This is a genomic window from Limnoraphis robusta CS-951, assembly GCF_000972705.2.
In genome coordinates this window covers 1-19,949 of sequence record NZ_LATL02000267.1, presented here as the reverse complement: position 1 = coordinate 19,949, position 19,949 = coordinate 1, and the positions used below count along the sequence as shown (strand labels likewise).

The 19,949-nt window shown below is 41.4% G+C and carries 23 protein-coding genes; 11 read left to right on the top strand and 12 right to left on the bottom strand.

Annotation, left to right across the window (positions count from 1 at the left end; translation table 11 throughout):
• Positions 1 to 498: 498 nt before the first annotated feature.
• The 3 genes from WN50_RS22720 to WN50_RS22710 all read right to left on the bottom strand — a co-directional run bounded on the left by WN50_RS22720 (position 499) and on the right by WN50_RS22710 (position 2,484).
• On the bottom strand, positions 499 to 1,686 hold the full coding sequence (locus WN50_RS22720) for a TRC40/GET3/ArsA family transport-energizing ATPase (RefSeq protein ID WP_046281610.1): 1,188 nt from the start codon (positions 1,684 to 1,686) through the stop codon (positions 499 to 501).
• 42 nt (positions 1,687 to 1,728) lie between these two features.
• On the bottom strand, positions 1,729 to 2,112 hold the full coding sequence (locus WN50_RS22715; protein WP_046281611.1) for a C6orf136 family protein: 384 nt from the start codon (positions 2,110 to 2,112) through the stop codon (positions 1,729 to 1,731).
• 138 nt (positions 2,113 to 2,250) lie between these two features.
• Positions 2,251 to 2,484: a hypothetical protein gene (locus tag WN50_RS22710; RefSeq protein WP_046281612.1), complete on the bottom strand. Its 234-nt coding sequence runs from the start codon at positions 2,482 to 2,484 to the stop codon at positions 2,251 to 2,253.
• Positions 2,485 to 2,951: 467 nt separating this feature from the next.
• On the opposite strand from WN50_RS22710, the gene WN50_RS22700 reads away from it, so the two are divergent.
• The 6 genes from WN50_RS22700 (at position 2,952) to WN50_RS22675 (ending at position 8,361) form a co-directional block, all read left to right on the top strand.
• Entirely contained in the window at positions 2,952 to 3,542 is a 591-nt protein-coding gene (locus tag WN50_RS22700) for a phosphate-starvation-inducible PsiE family protein (protein WP_082172527.1), read from the top strand.
• Positions 3,543 to 3,768: 226 nt separating this feature from the next.
• On the top strand, positions 3,769 to 4,101 hold the full coding sequence (locus WN50_RS22695; protein ID WP_046282077.1) for an RNA recognition motif domain-containing protein: 333 nt from the start codon (positions 3,769 to 3,771) through the stop codon (positions 4,099 to 4,101).
• A gap of 240 nt (positions 4,102 to 4,341) precedes the next feature.
• Positions 4,342 to 4,554, top strand: a complete 213-nt coding sequence (locus WN50_RS22690) for a hypothetical protein (RefSeq protein WP_046278358.1) — start codon at positions 4,342 to 4,344, stop codon at positions 4,552 to 4,554.
• A 31-nt stretch (positions 4,555 to 4,585) separates the two neighbouring features.
• Positions 4,586 to 5,008 (top strand): hypothetical protein, encoded by a 423-nt coding sequence (locus tag WN50_RS22685; RefSeq protein ID WP_046278357.1) that lies wholly within the window; start codon positions 4,586 to 4,588, stop codon positions 5,006 to 5,008.
• A gap of 5 nt (positions 5,009 to 5,013) precedes the next feature.
• On the top strand, positions 5,014 to 6,174 hold the full coding sequence (locus WN50_RS22680; RefSeq protein ID WP_046278356.1) for a cupin domain-containing protein: 1,161 nt from the start codon (positions 5,014 to 5,016) through the stop codon (positions 6,172 to 6,174).
• A 366-nt stretch (positions 6,175 to 6,540) separates the two neighbouring features.
• Positions 6,541 to 8,361 carry an ABC transporter ATP-binding protein gene (locus WN50_RS22675; protein WP_049560835.1) on the top strand — a complete coding sequence of 607 codons (1,821 nt, stop codon included), beginning with the start codon at positions 6,541 to 6,543 and terminating at the stop codon, positions 8,359 to 8,361.
• Positions 8,362 to 8,406: 45 nt separating this feature from the next.
• Here the strand turns inward: WN50_RS22675 and WN50_RS22670 are convergent, their stop codons facing one another.
• Positions 8,407 to 9,234 carry a hypothetical protein gene (locus WN50_RS22670; RefSeq protein ID WP_046278355.1) on the bottom strand — a complete coding sequence of 276 codons (828 nt, stop codon included), beginning with the start codon at positions 9,232 to 9,234 and terminating at the stop codon, positions 8,407 to 8,409.
• A 289-nt stretch (positions 9,235 to 9,523) separates the two neighbouring features.
• A complete protein-coding gene (locus WN50_RS22665) occupies positions 9,524 to 10,849 on the bottom strand; it encodes a cytochrome P450 (protein ID WP_046278354.1) in 1,326 nt (441 codons plus the stop codon).
• Positions 10,850 to 11,027: 178 nt separating this feature from the next.
• On the opposite strand from WN50_RS22665, the gene WN50_RS22660 reads away from it, so the two are divergent.
• Positions 11,028 to 11,516, top strand: a complete 489-nt coding sequence (locus tag WN50_RS22660; RefSeq protein ID WP_046278360.1) for a C40 family peptidase — start codon at positions 11,028 to 11,030, stop codon at positions 11,514 to 11,516.
• 5 nt (positions 11,517 to 11,521) lie between these two features.
• On the opposite strand, the gene WN50_RS22655 is transcribed toward WN50_RS22660, so the two are convergent.
• From WN50_RS22655 to WN50_RS22645, 3 genes are all read right to left on the bottom strand, one after another.
• Positions 11,522 to 12,505, bottom strand: coding sequence for an N-acetylglucosamine kinase (locus tag WN50_RS22655; RefSeq protein ID WP_046278353.1), 984 nt, complete (start codon positions 12,503 to 12,505; stop codon positions 11,522 to 11,524).
• A 313-nt stretch (positions 12,506 to 12,818) separates the two neighbouring features.
• Positions 12,819 to 13,706 carry a S1 RNA-binding domain-containing protein gene (locus tag WN50_RS22650; RefSeq protein WP_049560832.1) on the bottom strand — a complete coding sequence of 296 codons (888 nt, stop codon included), beginning with the start codon at positions 13,704 to 13,706 and terminating at the stop codon, positions 12,819 to 12,821.
• Positions 13,707 to 13,891: 185 nt separating this feature from the next.
• Positions 13,892 to 14,638 carry a dienelactone hydrolase family protein gene (locus WN50_RS22645; protein WP_046282412.1) on the bottom strand — a complete coding sequence of 249 codons (747 nt, stop codon included), beginning with the start codon at positions 14,636 to 14,638 and terminating at the stop codon, positions 13,892 to 13,894.
• Positions 14,639 to 14,818: 180 nt separating this feature from the next.
• On the opposite strand from WN50_RS22645, the gene WN50_RS22640 reads away from it, so the two are divergent.
• The 3 genes from WN50_RS22640 to WN50_RS22630 all read left to right on the top strand — a co-directional run bounded on the left by WN50_RS22640 (position 14,819) and on the right by WN50_RS22630 (position 18,191).
• Positions 14,819 to 15,802 carry a GntR family transcriptional regulator gene (locus WN50_RS22640; RefSeq protein WP_046282413.1) on the top strand — a complete coding sequence of 328 codons (984 nt, stop codon included), beginning with the start codon at positions 14,819 to 14,821 and terminating at the stop codon, positions 15,800 to 15,802.
• Positions 15,803 to 15,906: 104 nt separating this feature from the next.
• A complete protein-coding gene (locus tag WN50_RS22635) occupies positions 15,907 to 16,563 on the top strand; it encodes a nitroreductase family protein (protein WP_046282414.1) in 657 nt (218 codons plus the stop codon).
• A 104-nt stretch (positions 16,564 to 16,667) separates the two neighbouring features.
• Entirely contained in the window at positions 16,668 to 18,191 is a 1,524-nt protein-coding gene (locus WN50_RS22630) for a hypothetical protein (RefSeq protein ID WP_046282415.1), read from the top strand.
• A 253-nt stretch (positions 18,192 to 18,444) separates the two neighbouring features.
• Here WN50_RS22630 and WN50_RS36530 read toward each other — a convergent pair whose 3' ends face one another.
• Positions 18,445 to 18,570 (bottom strand): type II toxin-antitoxin system HicA family toxin, encoded by a 126-nt coding sequence (locus WN50_RS36530; RefSeq protein ID WP_235441088.1) that lies wholly within the window; start codon positions 18,568 to 18,570, stop codon positions 18,445 to 18,447.
• A gap of 6 nt (positions 18,571 to 18,576) precedes the next feature.
• Between WN50_RS36530 and WN50_RS35030 the strand changes: the two genes are divergently transcribed.
• Positions 18,577 to 18,777, top strand: coding sequence for a hypothetical protein (locus WN50_RS35030; RefSeq protein WP_162490191.1), 201 nt, complete (start codon positions 18,577 to 18,579; stop codon positions 18,775 to 18,777).
• Between the two features lie 228 nt (positions 18,778 to 19,005).
• Here WN50_RS35030 and WN50_RS22625 read toward each other — a convergent pair whose 3' ends face one another.
• The 3 genes from WN50_RS22625 to WN50_RS34825 all read right to left on the bottom strand — a co-directional run.
• Entirely contained in the window at positions 19,006 to 19,221 is a 216-nt protein-coding gene (locus WN50_RS22625; RefSeq protein ID WP_046282417.1) for a hypothetical protein, read from the bottom strand.
• A complete protein-coding gene (locus WN50_RS22620; RefSeq protein WP_046282418.1) occupies positions 19,196 to 19,504 on the bottom strand; it encodes a type II toxin-antitoxin system HigB family toxin in 309 nt (102 codons plus the stop codon). Before WN50_RS22620 ends, WN50_RS22625 begins: the two co-directional genes overlap by 26 nt.
• A gap of 205 nt (positions 19,505 to 19,709) precedes the next feature.
• Positions 19,710 to 19,949: hypothetical protein (locus tag WN50_RS34825; protein ID WP_046282419.1), on the bottom strand; the 240-nt coding region annotated here is incomplete at its 5' end.

Sequence of the window (19,949 nt, the reverse complement as noted above, 5' to 3'; positions counted from 1 at the left end):
AAGACACAAAGAAGTTGTAAACATTAACCTGCTCATTGCTATAGAATCATAAATTGATTGGGAACCCGCCCCTACAAAACTTCTAAAAGGGCGGGTTTATTGAGGTTGTTTATTATAGCAGGTCGCGCTGGCTTGTTTACAAGGGTCAAGCCTTGAATTTACCACCAAGACACAAAGACACAAAGAAGTTGTAAACATTAACCTGCTCATTGCTATAGAATCATAAATTGATTGGGAACCCGCCCCTACAAAACTTCTCAAAGGGCGGGTTTATTGAGGTTGTTTATTATAGCAGGTCGCGCTGGCTTGTTTACAAGGGTCAAGCCTTGAATTTACCACCAAGACACAAAGACACAAAGAAGTTGTAAACATTAACCTGCTCATTGCTATAGAATCATAAATTGATTGAGAACCCGCCCCTACAAAACTTCTAAAAGGGCGGGTTTATTGAGGTTGTTTATTAGAATCATAAATTGATTGAGAACCCGCCCCTACAACTTACACTTTTGCGGCTTCTGCAAAGCGAATTTTCAGATAATCTTCCTCCATTTTTGCGCCCGAAGGTTGCAACGCGGCTAACGCTTGAGGTAAGACTAAATTTCGGCGATGATTTCCAATGCGAATATTTAACTCATCGCCGCTTTTATTGAGTTGAATTTGCTCTTTGGGAATTCCCGGTAAATACAGTTCTAAACTGTAATAATCTTTTTCCTGAATAATTCTGACGGTGTTTTCTGCATAGTAAACTTGAGAGGGATCTTCGTCTTTGTACAAGGTTTCTTTGAGTCTATGTAAGGCCTCTAATCCACACATTTCTTCGGTATAGAGCGGCACTTCTTTCACGGGTAACGGCTTGAAGTTATCGTGAATTTCCTGGCGATATTGTTGTTGATTTTCTTTCCAGCGCTTAAAGAAGGGATCAGTGACTTCTGCGGGAATAATCCGATTTGCCACAACTAAATCTGTTGCTACATTATACAAACTCAAATAAGCATGGGCGCGAAGTGATTCTTTAATCACCATTTTTTCAGGGTTTGTGACTAACCGCACAGAGGTTTGTTTATTATCGGTTAATACCTTTTCTAAGGCTTCAATTTGTTCATAAAACTCATAGGGCGCATCCATCACTTCTTTGTCGGGTAAAGAAAATCCTGCAATGGGTCGAAAAATCGGTTCAACAATGGGACGTAAAGCGGCTGACATTCCCTGAAACGGTTTGTAAAATTTTCTCATATACCAACCGCCGACTTCCGGTAAGCTGAGTAAACGTAATGCTGTCCCAGTGGGGGCGGAGTCGATAATTAACACATCATATTCGCCCTCGTCGTAATGACGCTTCATCCGTACCAAGCCAAAAATTTCATCCATTCCCGGTAAAATGGCTAATTCTTGGGCTTGAATTCCATCTAAGCCTCGCGCTTGCAGGACTTGCGTAATATAACGTTTAACGGCGCCCCAGTTCCCTTCTAGTTCCATCAACGCATCGAGTTCGGCCCCCCAGAGGTTCGGTTGCACTAGCCGAGGTTCGTGACCGAGTTCCATATCGAAGCTATCTGCTAAAGAATGGGCGGGGTCGGTGCTGAGGACGAGGGTTCTATAACCTAATTCCGCACAACGTAAGCCTGTCGCTGCGGCGACTGAGGTTTTACCCACGCCACCTTTACCGGTCATTAAAATCAAACGCATTTCGTCAAGTCCTGCTTAAAATTTGTTCATATTATTTTAACTTTAGCGGGTTTTCGGGAATAATTGCTTGACGACATCTAGGCGAGAACAGTCCCAATAGTCGATATGACTGCTAATGAGTCCATCGGTATTCAGTTTGAGTTCACTCCATCCAGGGATAGAAATACGCGGTTTCCAAGGTAGCGGAGTTGTCCAACTGAGGGTCCAACGGGTTTTAATCAGATTATCAGTTTGGGAAATTTCGTGTAAGTCAAGCTGAACATCCATAAACCACTGACGAATAAACCCAATCATTTGTTTGTAGCGTTCGACACCGCGAAATTTATTGAGAGGGTCTTCAAAATAGACATCTTGGGCATACAGACTGTAGGTTTGATCTTGGGGAAATCGCTGATAATCTTCTTTGATTTGATCAAGAATACTCATTTTTTCAGAGAAAAACTTATGTTTTGATTAATTTAAACGCTTGATGAATGACAAAAACGCTTGTATTCAGGAGCCGTATTTCCAGATTTTGATGAAAAACCAATGGGAATTGGCTCCTATTTTAGCCGGGAAACTCGCTTAACCGTCTGATAATTGAGTCTTCAACCGGAACGTCGGAATGAGTTTCAAACACCACATTGACATTTGACAATCTTGCCATAGGTCAACAATTCTGACTCCAATTACAGAACCTCTAAAGCTGACATCCATTTCTTGACCGGGTTCCATTCCTTCCAGGTTGCTATAAATAATGACTGTGGGTTGGTTCTGTGCCAAACGTTGATAGTCTGAGAGTTTGATGCGAATTGACATTTCTAATACTCCTTTATTAACGACATTGAACACACTATATTCTCAGATTAAAGAAAGATTTGCAACACAAGGAATCTTAAGTTTTTTGATGAACAGCCCCCAGGACATAACCCCGGCAATTTTGTTTGAGTGTATCAATGATCTTATTTTACCCGATTCTATTAAATTTTTTCCTGATAGTTAGCCTTTCCAGCAAAATTATGAAGGTAGAATTCATCAATTAGAATAATTTTTATTGAGTATTGGGAGTTTTTTGATAACTTTTATTGAAAGATTGAACTCTATTTTCAAACTGAGCGATCGCTAGAATTAGAGTTTTAAACTCTAAACAAATAATTTTAATGGTAATTTTCTATACTTAAAAACGATTGATATCATGCTACAGATATCTCAAATTAATTATGTAAATTTTGATTTATTTTTGAGTTAAATTGCTAAGATCATAATGAACTGAGTAAAAAAAGAAGATGTCTAAAACCTCTCAAGCTTCACCTGTGAACTGGCTGAATAGTGGTCGAATTATTCGGATTCTCGAAACGGTTCAGGATTTGATTATCATCTCATTGTGTATTGGCTTATTTAGCTTCATGGTGATGCAACTGCGAGAAATGGTACTCTCATTGCTTCCACCTGTAGATTTTCAACGAGTCACCTCGGACATCTTATATTTATTAATTCTGGTTGAATTATTTCGCCTTCTGATTATTTACCTCCAAGAACATCGAGTTTCCATTGGAGTCGCCGTCGAAGTTTCCATTGTGTCAGTTTTACGAGAAATCATTGTCCGGGGTGTGCTGGAGACCCCTTGGACTCAGACCTTAGCAACCTGTGCTTTTTTACTGGTACTCACCGTCTTACTGGTGGCGAGGGTGTGGCTACCCCCGACCTTTGAGGGGATTAACCCAGAACAACAAATTTCACACCTACATAAAAGCCGCATAGTCAAAGAAACCCCTGAAAATGAAGTGACCTTCTCAAAACCTTTGGTGAATTCGGGAATTTCCCGGGAGGCGCAGATTTATTCTGCAAATGGTCACGAAACCTTACCAGAAGCCTAAACAGAAGACCAAAATCACACCAAAGCATAACCCCAACTTCGATAATTTTGCAAATTATGATCGTTCTGTGATTGGATACCCCAGCGAGCTGTGATACAATAAAATCCGAGAACAGGTATCGGTTGCAGTTTTTGCTTTAAGTGTGGAGCTAGTGTGTTCTGTTTCATCAGGCGTGGCTCGCCTTCCGAAATCTCTCTCTACATCAATTTGATTTGGGAGGTTAATCATGTCTGTCTATATCGGAAATCTATCCTACGATGTTTCTGAGGAAGATCTAAAGTCTGTTTTTGCTGAATACGGCACTGTCCGCCGCGTTCAAATCCCGACTGACCGGGAAACCGGTCGTCCTCGTGGATTTGCATTTGTAGAAATGGACAACGACGCCGAAGAAGATGCTGCTATCGAGCAGCTTGATGGTGCTGAGTGGATGGGGCGTGATCTCAAAGTGAACAAAGCCAAACCTCGCGAAAACAACAACCGAGGTGGCGGTGGCGGTGGCGGTGGTGGCAGAGGCGGTAGAGGCGGAAAAGACCGCTTCGGCGGTGGCGGCGGCTACTAATTCGAGGAAATTATCAGCCCAACTTAGTAAGCTGAAATTATCATTAACATTCACTGTTCTCCCTGAGCCATCGGGGAGATTTTTCTTTGTCGAAGAACATGATCTGTCATTGAACACCAGACTCAACAACAGTTTCCAGCTTGCCAACTCACAAAAAATTCAGTTTGTCACTTTCTTGTCATCATTGGTCGCTAATCTACAAACATACAAGGCCAAGTTGAAAAAACAAAAGATTATTCTATGTCTACAACCACTTTAGAAAAACCATCAACCGCTAGCCGGATTGAAATTTCAATTGAAGATATTTCGACAAAAACTCCGGGTACTCTCAAAATTAAACCGACTCGTTTAAATTCTGACAACGATCAAGATTATACCTACGACGTTGATCAAGGTCAGCCTCAAAGTCGCCATCGCGGTCAATATAGACCCCGTTTTCGCTCAACCCGTTAAAACCCATCGCAAATAATATAAAGCATCTACCATGAAACTTCATTTAAAACTCGCAACCGCCTTAGCTCTCGTTCTCACAAGCCTGATCACCCCCATCAAGCCTAGCTTTGCCCAAGTCCCCATTCGAGAGATCCAACAAACCCAAGGTTTAACCATTTCTGGAGTCGTTACCGCCGTCTTTGGCAATAAATTTGTGATTGATGATGGTACGGGACAAATTCTCGTAGAAACTGGCCCGCCCTGGTATCATCAAATTCAGATTAATCAAGGAGAGGCGGTCACAGTAGTCGGAGAATACGACGATAATGACTTCGACGCTTTTACGATCACTCGCCAAGACGGAACGGTACTGAATATTCGTCCGGCTTCTGGCCCTCCTCCTTGGGCGGGTGGCCCAGAGCGTCGAGCCAATCGTCAAGGGGATTTTCCACCGATTAATAGCGTTTCCAGATAGTCCTCATGCAAACCTTTGCTACTCTTTTGGCTCCTCATTCTGGGGAGTCTTTTCTGCAAAACTATTGGCTGAAACAAGCCGTGATCATCCCCGCCAGCCACCCTCACAAATTCAGTCACCTATTTTCCTGGCAAGATCTCAATACTCTACTCAATTTTCATCATCTCATTTATCCCGAAATTCGGTTAGCGAAAGGCGGTCAAACCTTACCCGAAAATGCTGGTGATGACCTGATCAAACAGTGTCAAGAAGGCGCGACTTTAATTGTAGATTGTTTGCATACTCGACTCCCGGCTATTGCTGAATTTTCCGCTAATTTACGCAAGGAACTCGGACATCGAACTCAAGTTAATGCTTATTGTTCTTTTCCGGGACATCAAGGCTTTGCTTGTCATTATGATGCCCATGAAGTCTTTATTCTGCAAATTTCAGGTCACAAACATTGGCGGGTATTTTCCTCAACTTTTGAGTTTCCCCTCTCCAAACATCGTTCAAGTTTATTCGATCCTCCAACAACCGAACCTTATGTTGATCAGGTGTTAAAACCGGGGGATTTATTATATATTCCGCGTGGACATTGGCATTATGCGATCGCAGTTGATCAACCTTCTCTCCATTTAACATTAGGAGTAGACTGTCAAACGGGAATAGACTTTGCTGAATGGTTGACGGAAGAACTCCAGCAAAATCCTCTTTGGCGCAAAAGTTTACCTCTGTTAACTTCAACTCATCGTCAAGCTTGTCATCAACAACTTCGTGATTTATTCAAAGAATGGGTTCAACAGTTACAAACGGATGAGTTAATTGATCGCTATCTCGATGAACAATTTATGCAGGGACAACCCTCGACTCAATTTGGTTTTCCTGCACAAGTTGGGTTTCATCTATTTCCTGAAGGACAACAAACTCACTTTTATCGCCCTCCCCAACCTGTCAAAATTACGAATTTATCTGAAGATCGAATTGAAATTTGTACTGCTAATAAACGCATTACCCTCAAAGGAATTAGCCGAGAAGTTCTCGAACGTCTATTTCAAAGCACAAAGTTTTCTGGTATAGACCTTTGTAACTGGTTACCGGAGTTTGATTGGGAAGCTGATATTTGCCCAATGATCACAGAATTAATTAAATCTGGCGTTCTCCTAGTCGATCCACCTAAATTATAATATGAAATCTTAAAAATAATCCAATCGCAAAGGAAAATAAAATCAGTTTTTTGTAGGGGCGGGTTCCGCTCAGATCTGTGTCTGTGATCAACAATTTAGATGAACCCGCCCTTCAACTCGTTAACAGCCTAAAATTTAATCAGATGAAAGCCAGAGGGGCGGGTTCCGCTCAGATCTGTGTCTGTGATCAACAATTTAGATGAACCCGCCCTTCAACCCCTTAACAGCCTAAAATTTAATCAGATGAAAGCCAGAGGGGTGGGTTTATTAAGATTGTTTTTGGGAAATCTACATTTATTCTGAACCCGCCCCTATAGTATTCTTTATCGATCATCTGTCGCTCAAATTTCAGTATTTCATATAACCATGAACCGCAAACAATGGGAATTACTGTGGAATTTTATCTGTCCTTATCAACTGTGGATGGGTTTGAGTTTGGGGTTGGGGTTGCTCAATGGACTTCTGGGCGGAATCGGGTTAACATTGGTTGTACCTGTGGTGATGGAATTTCTCGGGTTACGACTTTCCCCAGAAGAATTCCCCTCAATTTTATATCCGGTTTTAACTGGGTTTGAAAATCTACCACCCTCCTTACATTTAACGCTTTTAACTACAGTAGCAGTTGGGGCAATTATTCTGCAAAGTGGCGTTAGTTATCTGAATATTTTGCTGTCTGGATACCTAACTAGACGGTTAACGACTCATTTACGGGATGAACAACTTCAGCTATTATTAGCAGTCGATATTGCTTTTTACACTGATCGACAGTTAGGCGATCTTAAACATATTGTAGATACCGAAACCCAACGCACGGTTAGTTGTCTGCGAAATTTGCTGAGAATTGCGATTCTTACGATTACAATCACTGTATTTGTAGGAATTTTGATCATGTTATCCTGGCTGTTAACGCTGGTAACAGGTATCTTTTTACTCGGAGTAGTCCGAATTAACCAAATAGCAATTGCTCAGTCTCGATTTTATGGTAAAAAAGTCTCAAATTTATCAAAAGATTATGCGGTTAGCCTGTTAGAATTATTATCGGGTATTCGGTTAGTGAAAACAACGGCTAACGAACGGCGAGAATATACTCGTTTACAACAGTTGATGCTAGACTGTGAAACGGCTGATTTTGCGGCGCAAGCCATGACAGAAGCCATTACCCCTCTCGGACAATTACTCGGTGTTTTAGGGGTATTATTGCTCGTCTGTGTGGTGCCTTTGTTCGGGCTGAATACTTCTACAGGGGCGACGTTAATTTTAACCTATATTTTGGTATTATTTCGGCTTTTACCGCAATTATCAGCCCTCGATACTTATCGTTCACGGCTTGCTCATCGCGCTTCGAGTGTTGAGATTGTGCAGAATTTTATGCGACGAGACAACAAACCGTTTATGGTTAATGGCAGTTTAGTTTATAGTCCTTTAAAAAAAGAGATTCGGTTTAATCAAGTCAGTTTCTCCTATCCAACAATATCACAAAAAGAGAAGGACTCACCCCCTGAAACTAAGCCGATTTTAACTCATATTGAATTCTCAATTCCTCAAGGTAGCACATTAGCAGTTGTTGGAGCTTCTGGTGCGGGAAAATCAACTTTAGCAGATTTGTTGTGTCGTCTCTATGATCCTGATAGCGGATCGATTACCCTAGATGGAGAAGACTTACGAAACTATGATCTCAGTAGCCTCCGTTCAGCGATCGCAGTGGTGAGTCAGGATGTTTTTTTATTTAATCATACTATTCGTTATAATCTGACTTATGCTTGTAATTGTGCAACAGAAATAGAAATTTGGCAAGCGGTAAAACAGGCTTATGCGGAAGAATTTATCAGTCAATTTCCTGAACAGCTTGAGACTCGAATTGGCGATCGCGGAGTGCGGCTTTCGGGAGGACAACGACAACGGTTAGCGATCGCTCGGGCGTTATTACAAAAACCAGATATTTTGATATTAGATGAAGCCACCAGTGCCTTAGATAGTCTCAGTGAACAACAAGTTCAGCAAGCTTTCAACCGTTTATCTTGTACTCGTTTTATTATTGCTCACCGCCTTTCAACGATCCAAAATGCCGATCAAATTGCGGTTTTACATCAAGGTAAAATTGTTGAATGCGGAACTCATTCAGACTTAATTCTACAACAAGGATATTACAGTCGTCTCTATCAAGAACAAACCCATATTCAAAGTTAGATTTTGTTGTTGTGCTAAAGCACAAAAAATGTCGATACTACCTGATCACCCATCTAAAGGCGGGTAACATAAATCAATCTCACTCACTAACCAACCTCCAAAACTGTTGAGAAATTCGCTAATTTTTACTCGCTCATCAATGGGGTTTATCGCCCAAGTTAATGCTTGATACATTTGAGATTTTTGTTGAGGAAAATAACGGGAAAATAGTTCATAGCAAGGATACAAATCCCGAGTATAACATTGAGCCGTTTCCATAACAATTTCAAACCCAGATCGAACCATTCGCTTCATGATCCATTGACAGATTTTTTCTACAGTTCCAGATTGAGTTTCATCTAACTGTTGTAAATCGATTATTACTCGTTGTAAATCTTGTTCTAAATCAAACGCATGACTAACAGCATTTATATCCGGTTTACAGGGGGGAAACTGTAAACTAATATCTTCGCCCCAAACACAAGCCGCTTGAGTTTTGAGTAACATTCTGAGGTTGTGATAACTGTCTAAATTCAGGTTTAACAAGCAGTCAGATTCTAACGCTTTTAATTCTACCCCAGTACAAAAAGGATACTGGAATTTTAGCTGTTCTTGAAAGCTGTCAAACCAAGAATCATCCAGTTGTGATTTTTCTGTATTAACAACTGCAAAACTGTCAAGATCAGAAACCCCCGAAATCGCTTTTCCGACAGCGACTGAACCCCTGATATAAATACTATCAATGGCATGATGCCAATAATTTTGATAGGCTAATATTACCTGATCAACCAGTAAGCGCCATTCAGGAGTAATTTTGTTGATACTGGCTTCACGGATAATAAACCCCGCTTCATCAACAGCCAATATTTTACCAATTGCTAAAATTTCTCCCATTTTACCAACTTCTTAATCTTGTAGTTTAACTCATATTAATTAGATTAACCTCAAAAATTGACATCAAGATAACCCCTATCAAAAACTCAGTCATCTCCGGTTGATTAATGCGTGTTATGGGGGCGGGGCGGGTTTATCTCAATCTCTCAGTAGTAGTAAAAATCTCGTAGAACCCGCCCCTACGCTTGGGATGATTGATTAACCGGACATGATATCAGTTTCTCATACTCCCCCTAAAAAGAGGAGGCTATGGGTTTTCAGGAGACAGTTAGAATGAGGTTAATCTAACTTAGAGTGAACGTTTAAAATTCACTAAAAGCCCATCTTTAGGATGAGGAGTCGGTGTAACGGTCATCTCTAAATCTTGATTCGGAAGCAATTCCCACTCGTATTCCCGCAACAACATTGTGGCTAATATTTTCATTTCTAATTTAGCAAATTCTTTCCCCAAACATTCTCGCATTCCACCCCCAAATGGAATATAACCATAAGGTTGTTCTTCTGTTTTTTCAGGAGAAAATCGATCCGGATCAAAATTTTCTGGTTCATTGTAAAGGGTCTGATCTTGATGGGTTCGTCCCACTTGATAAAGAACAGACCAACCTTTCGGAAGGGTAAAACCGTTGAATTCACAAGTTTCTATAACTTCTCTAAATGCTCCCCCCACAGGTGGAATAAACCGCAATACTTCTTTGATGACTTGATCTAAATATTGCATTGCTTTTAACTGTTCAAAGGTGATAGGTTCTGTTAGTTGAATTTGCTGTTGTTCTAATTTGGCTTTGGCTAAAACATCAGGATGTTGGGCGAGAAGCAAACAAAAAGCCGTAATACTAGAGGTTAAAGTTTCATGTCCTGCAAATAATAATGTTAAAATTTGGTCTTTGAGTTCTTCTACACTCAAACTCTTTCCATCATCATCTTTTGCTTGTAGTAATAGCCCTAACGCATCTTCTCCGGGTTCAGTTTGTTGTTGACGTTGACGAATAATCGTTTCAATTTGATTCAATAATTTTGTCCTACAATTTATGGCTTGATTAAATTTCGTTCCCGGTAGACGCAAGGGAAGTGTAAATAATCCCTGACACCAGGTTTCAAACCAGTCTCCCATTGAACTTTCGGAAGCAGTTTCATCACCGATAAACAACTTACACGCCACATCAAAGGTATACTTTCTTAACTCTGGATACCAAGCAAAAGTTTTCTGCTGTTCCCAGTTTTGCAAGTAACGGCGAGTCAGTTTTTCCATTGTCGGAACATACCCCGCCAACGCCCTCGGTTGAAAGGCTTGGGCTAATAATTTGCGGCGAGATTTGTGAATATCTCCGGTTTGAATTGACAGAGCAGCTGGCCCTAAAAGTGTTTTTGTACTGGGCGGCCAATTACTTTCAAAATATTTTTTTTCATTGGTAAAAATAAAGCGGTTTGCTTCACTTCCAATCATCATTATTGTGGGGCGACCTAATATATTTGTTTTGAAGACTGACCCATATTTTTCCTGTCGCTTTTTCACAAAATCTGCATCTCGCAGAAAACTAAGGGTTTCTCCAATGAACGGTAAACCAAAAGTTCCAGGGGGAACGGGTAATGTTGGTTTTGTTTGTGAGATAGTCATATTATTAGAGTATCAAGTCTACTGTAAGTTAGTTTAACAAATTGGTTAGGTTTGAAAAACCCGATAACTCCTACGAAACCGGGTTCTTGAGGAAGTTGGGTTTAACCAGTGTTTTAACAGTCTGTATGGACGAACCCATAGAATTTTGTTAAATTCAAGAAAAATGCTGTTTTTTAACATGACCACTTCAATTTATAGTATTCCCATTGCAACAACGGCAGGAATTGCCAGACATTTCTTTATTTCTGCTGACGGAACCTTTGAAAATTCTATCGGTTGGGGGCCAAAGGGAATTGAATTTCAAGGTCAACCTCTTGATTTAACACCCGAACAAGAACAACGATTAGATGAATATTCAGAAAAGTTTGGTGAATACAATATCTACAGCAATAACTGTGAGATGTTCGCTTGGTATATTTTAACAGGAAAGCGATATTCCGGGCAAACTCAAGAGAGAATTCATACCGCAGTGGGGGCGATTGCTATTTCAGCAGTTCAACCCATTTTAACAGTTCGAGGAATGAAATATTACCAATATGAACAAGCGATTATTCGGAGATTAAATGAAGACAATGAAGAATTAAAACAAGCCAGAAAACAGAAGTTAGAATCGGAACAAGCTGCAAGAGATGATTTTTGGAAACGGCGAGATGCGGGTTTAATTTAATCAAATTAATTTTGAACGGGAAAATACCCCAACCCATTTAACGCTAATAATCCCGCCCCGTAAGCTGGTTCATAACGCGGTAAAATAACCTTAGCAGTCGGGGCGACACAGTTTAAAGATTCAATGTATTTTGAGTGAAAATGGTTCATTCCTTGAAAGACTCCGCCGATAGTGACAATTTCGACAGTTTCATCGGGTTCAAATAAACTGTGGATGGCTATTTTTGTTGCAAAAACTAATTCTTCTATCGCTGTATTAATAATATGATTGGCGATTTCATCTCCATCTCTCGCAACTTGATCAACAATTTTAGCTAAACTTGCGATTTGTTGAACCGTCCATCCTCGTCTATACACAACTTCGATTAAAGATTCAATATTGGTGAGGTTTAAATGGTGTTTAAAGGCTGAGATTAACTGAGTTGAACCTAAGCGCCCATCATGGGATTTTAAGGCGGCTTTTAACCCCGAAATCGCGATAAAATACCCGCTTCCTTCATCCCCTAATAGATAACCCCAACCCCCAACCCGTTTCGTTTTTCCTTGGCTGTTTTGTCCGAATATTTGCGAACCTGTTCCAGCGATTACAACAATTCCAACTGAATGACCTAAACCCCCAACTAAAGCAATAATACTATCACTTTTAATCCTAGTCGAATTTGCAGTTAATTCCCAATTTATTGATGATTTTAAGTTTATTTTTACTTGTTCAACTAGGTTATTAATAACGTTAAAATCCTCTTGACGACCAACGCCAGCGAGTCCAATTCCTAATCCTTGAATTAAAATCTTATTATAATTTTTGTCATCTAAAAAACTATAAATTGCTTTATTAATAGCGGTTTGAATTGCTATTTTTGTAGCATCAATCCCAATGGTTTGATAATTGGATGAGCCAGATTTTCCACGACTGAGAACATTTCCAGTTTCATCCATTAATAAACAAACCGTTTTCGTCCCCCCGCCATCAATACCCAACACATAAACCATATAAAATAAGCAATTCAGAAGACAGAATCAAGCCCAATTCTCAAGATAAAAAAACACCAAGACACAAGGAACACCAAGAAAGAATCTTCCTGTCTTTGTGTCTTAGTGGTAAATTTCTCCAGACTCCCAAAAGCTGAGGAAAAAAACAGCAAGAAAGAATCTTCCTGTCTTTGTGTCTTAGTGGTAAATTTCTCCAGACTCCCAAAAGCTGAGGAAAAAAACACCAAGACACAAGGAACACCAAGAATGAATCTTCCTGTCTTTGTGTCTTAGTGGTGAATTGATCCATGAATCAAGGGTTTTTTGGGTGAATTTAGGAAGCAATAATCAGTTTTTTCGCTCGTTCAGCCCTGGCTTCTGCTGAGTCCATCACTTCGGGGAATTTATCAACAATTTCCCCTGGATAATTTTCTAACAGTCGAGTCGATAAAGAAACCCGACGCCGCCCTTCTTCGAGGTCAATAATCATCGCTTTTACGAGTTGACCAACAGGGAATAAATTCGGGAGAGAGTCGATATATTTTTGGCTGACTTCTTTAATATGAATCAATCCCGTCACGCCATCTAAATCGACAAACACACCAAACGGTTTAACGCTGCTGACTTTCCCTTCAATGAGTTGACCGACTTGAAGTTGACCAAAACTGACAGATTCAGACGCCATGCGTTGAGAAAAAACCAGTTTATTGCGATCGCGATCTAGCTCTAAAATATTAACGGTGAGCAATTGATCGATTAAACTATTTAAGTCATCCTTTTCTATCAAATGGGAGCGGGGAATAAATCCACGTAGGGAGTCAAATTCTACCGTTACGCCGCCTCGGTTCATCCCGGTTACTCGGACTTGAAAGCTTTGATTGTGCGTTTGAGATTCACTCAGTCTATCCCAAACTTGATCGAGTTCTAGCTGTCGAATGGAGAGGAGAACTTGACCTTCTGCATTTTGTTCACGAATGACTAAAAACTCTCGTTCTTCTCTAAGCGGTAGAATTTCCGATAAATCTTCTACATCGGCTAAAGATGCTTCTCGACGGGGTAAAAAACCGGGAGATTTGCCACCAATAATGTCAACATAGACTCCATCGCTAGCATATTCAAATATCTGGCCCCGTACAACCTGGCCTTTTCGTAGGTCATAGTCATGCTGTTCTAGGGCTTTTGCGAAATCATCAAGTGAGAAAGATGTATTTTTCGTATTCATAGGAGTTCACAAGAAAACAAAGAATCTATCAATTGGGCTACTTTTTTTTATTCCTACCCCCCTTTCCAACTCCGCCCAACTCCTGCGATTAAAGTGTCTGGATATTCCAATATAGCTAATTCTGTCACCAACAGGTCGCCATTGTCGGATAAAGTTAATCAGTGTCAAACTCAACTGACGAGGATTTAGGCAGCCTTGAGTTCCTGGCTAAAAAGCTGTTGAACCTGTTTCCAAGCGTCTTCTGCGGCGTCAGGGTTATAGCTATCGCGTTGATCGCAGAAGAACCCATGAGTCGCTGGGTAGCGAAAAATTTGATGACGAATTTGATGCTGTTTCAACGCAGCTTCAATTTGATCGACTTGTTCGTTGGGAATGAGGGGATCTTCTGTCCCAAAAAAACCATAAATGACTCCGGGAATTTCCGATGTCCGGCTAACCGTCGGTTCACCACCGCCTGGGGTTCCCGTGACAATTCCCCCGCCATAAAACGAAGCCGTTGCCTTAATATCAGGTAAGGTGGCTGCTAGGTAAACAACATGACCTCCAAAACAAAATCCAATCGAACCGAAGCCATCGGCTTGAACTGATTCTAACGTTTTCAGATAGTTAATCGTTGCTTGAACATCGCTCTTGAGTTCTGAGGCTTTGGTTTGTTCCTTGTATTTGCGACCCAATTCTAGATCTTGATTGCTGTAACCGACCTCAAAACCAGGAGCTTGACGTTGATAGATGGCCGGAGCGATCGCCACATAACCTTCTTTCGCAATTCGTTGGGTAACAGAGCGAATGTGATCATTGACCCCAAAGATCTCTTGAATCACAACAACGCCTGGAAATCTTCCCTCGCCAACAGGTTCAGCTAAATAAGCGGCGATCTCTAAGTCCCCGTTAGCCACCATAACATTAGCCGTGCGAATTTCTAAATCTGACATAATTCTCAATAGGTGGAGCTTCTACATCAAAATATTTTTGCCTAAGATGAATCTTGAGTAAACTACTCTATAGTACAGGTCATTGCCCCTAAATCGACAAGTTACTCATATTCCGACACAGACCCATGACAGCACAGATGGCCAGTTGGCGACGTCTGAGGCTGACTTTAGGAGATTCGTATGGTTCAGTTCTATATTCAGCCAGATAGTGACATTCCTGCCTCTAACCAGTTATTTAACCAAATTCGCTTTGCGATCGCCTCTCGGCAGTTTCCACCGGGACATCGCTTACCGAGTACCCGTCAACTCGCGATGCAAACTGGGCTGCACCGTAATACCATTAGCAAAGTCTACCGCCAGCTTGAAGATAGTGGTTTAGTCGAAGCTCAAGCCGGATCAGGGATTTATGTGCGGGCTTTGGGTCACGAAGGAGGTTCTCGGCTGAATTCGCCCATTCTCGAACATTATCCCGAAGCCAACAAAGTCATTCAACGGGGTTTAGATGAACTCCTCTCCCAAGGGTGTACCCTCAACGAAGCCAGAGAACTGTTTTTAGCCGAGATTGACTGGCGACTGCGATGCAGTGCGAGAGTTTTAGTCACCGCCCCGATGCAAGATATTGGCATTGGACAATTAATGGCCCAAGAACTCGAACAAGCGTTACGAATTCCGGTGCAGTTAGTCCCGATTGAACAATTAGCAGCAACCATTGAGCAGGTGCCATCGGGAACGATTGTCACCAGTCGCTATTTTATCGGCCAAGCGGAAGCGATCGCGGCGCCGAAATCGGTGCGGGTGATTCCTATCGATATCTATGATTATGCTCGTGAAATTGAACTGGTACAAGATTTACCCAAAGGAACCTATTTGGGGATTGTCAGTCTCAGTTCCGGGTTACTGCGAGCGACTGAGGTGATTATTCACAGTCTACGGGGTGAACAAGTGTTGGTGATGACGGCTCAACTGACGGATACTTACAAGATTAACGCGATTGTTCGTAGCGCTCGGGTGATTATCTGCGATCAAGCCAGTTTTGAGACGGTGAAAGTTTCGGTTCAAGCCAACAGAGACGAAATTATCCGCCCTCCTCAACTGCTCTGCTGTGAAAATTATATTGGTGCTGAGTCGATCAATTTACTAAAACGGGAGTTGGGGTTGAAATAATAGAAATTGACAACTACTCCTTTAGAATAAACTGCAACTGGTGTTAGACGCCTTTAGGCTATCTTCTGCGATGAATTTCCCCAGGTCAACCTCAAACTAACGTTATGCAACCTTCTATCAATCTCAGACAAGCGATCGAACAACGACGGGCGGCTCGGGCTTTTAAACGCGATCTGATTCCCAGCGTCATTCTACAGGAAATCCTCAGATTAGGCTTACAAGCCCCTTCGGGATACAACCTTCAGCCCTGGCGGTTTATTGTTGTTCGCAGTCTGGAAAACAAACAAAAGCTGAGGGCTTGTGCATCGAATCAGCGCCAGGTGGAGGAAGCGCCCGTCGTGTTAATTTGCTGTGGCGATCGGCGTGTGAATCAATCGGATTATATCGAATCGGTGATTGAACTGGGTAAAAGCGAATCCGCGATCAATGATGCCTATGCTGATTTTATCCGATCCAGTATTCCGGCGTTGTTTGAAAAGCATACCAGTTTTGAATCTCTCGAAGCTTGGATCAACCGCCAGACGATGTTAGCAGTTGCTTATCTGATGATGGTCGCTCAAAGTTACGGGGTTGACAGTTGTCCGATGGAAGGATTTGTTACAACTCAAGTTAAAGAAGCGTTTAAAATTCCAGAGGAGGTGGATGTTTGTTGTATCTTAGCAATGGGATATGCAGCCGAACCTTTTAAACAGTATGGCGGACGCTTTAGCTTACAACAGGTTTGTTATGGAGAAACCTATGGTGAAGTTTTGGAAATTTAAAGTGATGATTTCTACCAAGAGAAGCTTTAAGGATGAATAAAATTTCTCACGATAAAACCGTTTGATCAGACCCAATGCCCGATTGTAGCATCCGAGGATAACCAATGAAAACAGCACTGAAAGCCCGACCTGAAAAACAGCAAAAAGCTCAATCAAAAACTCATCTTCAGAACCAGAAGAATTCATCGGTCGAAACTCAACAACCCCTGGATGAATTAGCCAGTCTAAATCCGTTTTCAGATTGGGAAGATAATCCCTTTGATCCCAAAGATCTAGAGGAAATCAATTCAACCCCTCAAGAGCAGGAAAAGGACGAAGATTTAACCGAAAATTCTGTTGAACCTCCCCCCAAAAATTATTTACTGACCCCTCAAGTGGGGATTAGTTTATTGGCGATCTTTGGTTGTGTTTATGTTCTGACTCGTCCTTGTGTGATTGGGGAATGTCAGGTGATTGACACCGCTAAACAACTCGGTCAAAAGTCTGAAGAAACGATTGAAACAGTCACGACTTCTAAAGCCCCAGGAATTGCTAAAGAACAGTTAGATACAGCCATCAAACAACTCAACAGAATTCCCTTTTGGTCGCCCTATCATCGCCAAGCGAAAGCCCTTTTATCGGTTTACCAACCCCAATCTAAAGAGTTAGAATCGGTGGTTAAAGCGTTGTGGATAGCGGGGTTAGCCTCACAAGAAGCTCAAAACCCTCCCTATGGGGTAGAAGATTGGGACAAAATTAAGTCGAGATGGGAACAAGCCATCGCTCAACTCGAACAAGTTCCCCCAGAAAATACGATTTATCCTTTTGCGACTGATCGACTTCAACAATATCGGGCGAACTTAGCCGAAGTTAGAGGACGCCTCGCTCTAGAGCGCCAAAGCCGTCTCACCCTCGCTGAAGCCAAAAAAGCCGCTCAAGTCGCTCAAGCCCGTCAGGGAGTCGCTAGAGGCGTGGAAAGTTGGCAATTGGTTTATGATACCTGGCAAAATGCAACGAATACTCTGGCTTCTATTGTACCGGGAACAACAGCTCATCAAGAGGCGCAACTTTTACTCGCTCGCTATCAGCCTAAATTAGAAGATGCTCGCGATCGCAAAACCATTGAACAAGTCGGACAGGATGCTTTCACTCGTGCCGTGAATAACGCCGATCAAGCCCAAATCTTTGCAGAGCGAGGGGCCTGGTCAGAAGCGGTAAAATACTGGTCTCAGGCGATGACTTATGCCAAACGAGTTCCGGTGAGCAGTTCCTACCATGTCGAAATGCAGCCGTTGCTCACATCTTATACAGAATCTTGGAAACAAGCCGAAGCTGAAAATAAAGTGGCTTCTCGAGTCAATAAAGCCCGTCAAGATTTAAAAACCGCTTGTACAGGTTCACCTACCATTTGTAGTTATAGTGTCAATCCTGATTTAATTACCGTTCGATTAGCACCGGATTATGTCGGCAAGATAGAAGACACTGCAATTACAGGCGATCGCAGTGGAAATCCCCAAAAACGCAATGAAGCTGAAAAACACGTTCAAACGTTAAAAATTGCCCTCGAAGCAATTAGTGATAATGCGAAAATTCCCCTTGAAGTTTACAAGCCAGATGGCAAAAAAATCGGCGTTCACCTTCCACAATAATTAACACATTGTAGGGGCGCTGCGATTTGCGCCCATTAAAATACTTCGTGTCTTTGTGTCTTCGTGGTTTGTTTTGCGATCATATCGAGTCCGGTTGATTATCCCTAATATGTCGCGGAACCTGGGAATAAATGGCTTTAAATTCTTCGTAAGAAAAGGGTTTTTGACGAGTCATTGTATTGATTTTATTGAACAAAAGGCAATATAACGAAGATAGTTTTGATGATTTGGGGATAGTTATTCTGCGTGACTTCTAAAGTAGGTTGTTAAACTCGTCTATGGTGAGATCGGCTTGACGTAGAATTGCATGAAGTGTACCTTTGGCAACAGTTTTGTGGTTGGGTACTGTGAGTTGTGTTTTAGGATTATCCCGAACCAAGGTGATATGACTACCCCGTTGTCGATAGAGAACAAAACCAACTTTTTACAAGGCTTTAACGCACTGCTTACCGGAAACAATGGGAAGTTTACTCATACCCGCACAACTTCGATGGTATCTGGTGGAATGGGTTCACCGCGATCGCGCAATACTTCGATATGCAGATCAATTGCTTCTTTAATATTGTTGAGAGCATCAGTGCGTTAAAGCCTTGTAATGCAACCCGGTAAACTGGGGACTTCTGCAATGAAGTAGCCGTCTTCATCCCTATAAAGCAGAACGGTGCGTGAGTTAACGATAGAATTTACCATTGATGTGAATGGTGATTGTTTATTACCAATTATAGCCGATTTTCTTGACATCTAGCTTCAAAATTATTCCATTTAAATCGCTGACTCTCGCTCTCTATACAAAGTAGGCTTACTGATGGCTATTTCAAAAGGATTCGGTTTGTTCTTCATAGTCGTAGATGGTCAGACCGAGAATTTTTAGATAGGCGCGATCATCGGAGTTTAATTGGGGCTTGTCTAAAATTTTGTTAATTTGTGCTTGCGTGGCTTGGTATTCAAGTTCATTGGTTATCGGGCGAGGGGGAAATGCGGTAATGAGTTCTAAATAATAAGGGCTAGGAGTCTTTAAACCACTCGTCATTTTTCCATTTCTCCTTGCTATATTCTGCGTGGGTCAGAACTGAGCGAATAAACACCATTCTATACTCATAATCAATGTATGCGATGAGACGATAGCGGTTGCCAGCAATATTGAAGACTGTAAAGTTCTCAACAATATCTGCGGAGGGGAAAATTTGCTGTAGTTCATTCAATGAGGCAAATTGATCGGCGGTAATACGTTGATACCAAAGCAACAGAGGAGACTGGGCATCAGCGTGTTTTTCCCAGAATTTCCGCAATGCTTTACGACTAATGACTCTCATTGATTAAACCACGATTTCTCGAATCTTCCAGCTACCACCTTGCTCACCATTATTTAAAAGATCTCTGCTCTGCCAGAATTAACCCCCTTTCATCATTCATAATTCAGCATTCATCATTCACGAATGATTCTTAAAAAGACTTGTAACCCTCCTTTTTACTCACTAACCTGCAACATTATACCATTTGTCTACAATTTGGTAATAATTAACCCCAAGGCGAAATGAGATAAGGTTTTCTATCAGAAGATTTAATAATATTATTAAATTTATGTTCATCAAAATCTTTCAGGCAATGCTCTAAAATACTTTTGCTATTATTGATCGCCTCAACTTCTGAGTTTCCAAATGCTACGATTGCTTCCTTCTCTATATCAATAATCTTTAGAAGATCCAAGAAAGCTTTTGAACCACCAACATCACTACTACTAACATCACTAAATAATAT

Bases quoted from the DNA above. Each gene is read 5' to 3' on its own strand.
- WN50_RS22685 (WP_046278357.1), top strand. From the start codon at position 4,586: ATGAAACTTCATTTAAAACTCGCAACCGCCTTAGCTCTCGTTCTCACA.
- WN50_RS22670 (WP_046278355.1), bottom strand. From the start codon at position 9,234: ATGGGAGAAATTTTAGCAATTGGTAAAATATTGGCTGTTGATGAAGCG.
- WN50_RS22680 (WP_046278356.1), top strand. From the start codon at position 5,014: ATGCAAACCTTTGCTACTCTTTTGGCTCCTCATTCTGGGGAGTCTTTT.
- WN50_RS22660 (WP_046278360.1), top strand. From the start codon at position 11,028: ATGACCACTTCAATTTATAGTATTCCCATTGCAACAACGGCAGGAATT.
- WN50_RS22620 (WP_046282418.1), bottom strand. From the start codon at position 19,504: ATGAGAGTCATTAGTCGTAAAGCATTGCGGAAATTCTGGGAAAAACAC.
- WN50_RS22655 (WP_046278353.1), bottom strand. From the start codon at position 12,505: ATGGTTTATGTGTTGGGTATTGATGGCGGGGGGACGAAAACGGTTTGT.
- WN50_RS22695 (WP_046282077.1), top strand. From the start codon at position 3,769: ATGTCTGTCTATATCGGAAATCTATCCTACGATGTTTCTGAGGAAGAT.
- WN50_RS22690 (WP_046278358.1), top strand. From the start codon at position 4,342: ATGTCTACAACCACTTTAGAAAAACCATCAACCGCTAGCCGGATTGAA.
- WN50_RS22715 (WP_046281611.1), bottom strand. From the start codon at position 2,112: ATGAGTATTCTTGATCAAATCAAAGAAGATTATCAGCGATTTCCCCAA.
- WN50_RS22710 (WP_046281612.1), bottom strand. From the start codon at position 2,484: ATGTCAATTCGCATCAAACTCTCAGACTATCAACGTTTGGCACAGAAC.
- WN50_RS22630 (WP_046282415.1), top strand. From the start codon at position 16,668: ATGAAAACAGCACTGAAAGCCCGACCTGAAAAACAGCAAAAAGCTCAA.
- WN50_RS22720 (WP_046281610.1), bottom strand. From the start codon at position 1,686: ATGCGTTTGATTTTAATGACCGGTAAAGGTGGCGTGGGTAAAACCTCA.
- WN50_RS22640 (WP_046282413.1), top strand. From the start codon at position 14,819: ATGGTTCAGTTCTATATTCAGCCAGATAGTGACATTCCTGCCTCTAAC.
- WN50_RS22700 (WP_082172527.1), top strand. From the start codon at position 2,952: ATGTCTAAAACCTCTCAAGCTTCACCTGTGAACTGGCTGAATAGTGGT.
- WN50_RS22645 (WP_046282412.1), bottom strand. From the start codon at position 14,638: ATGTCAGATTTAGAAATTCGCACGGCTAATGTTATGGTGGCTAACGGG.
- WN50_RS22665 (WP_046278354.1), bottom strand. From the start codon at position 10,849: ATGACTATCTCACAAACAAAACCAACATTACCCGTTCCCCCTGGAACT.
- WN50_RS35030 (WP_162490191.1), top strand. From the start codon at position 18,577: ATGACTACCCCGTTGTCGATAGAGAACAAAACCAACTTTTTACAAGGC.
- WN50_RS22650 (WP_049560832.1), bottom strand. From the start codon at position 13,706: ATGAATACGAAAAATACATCTTTCTCACTTGATGATTTCGCAAAAGCC.
- WN50_RS22675 (WP_049560835.1), top strand. From the start codon at position 6,541: ATGAACCGCAAACAATGGGAATTACTGTGGAATTTTATCTGTCCTTAT.
- WN50_RS22635 (WP_046282414.1), top strand. From the start codon at position 15,907: ATGCAACCTTCTATCAATCTCAGACAAGCGATCGAACAACGACGGGCG.
- WN50_RS22625 (WP_046282417.1), bottom strand. From the start codon at position 19,221: ATGACGAGTGGTTTAAAGACTCCTAGCCCTTATTATTTAGAACTCATT.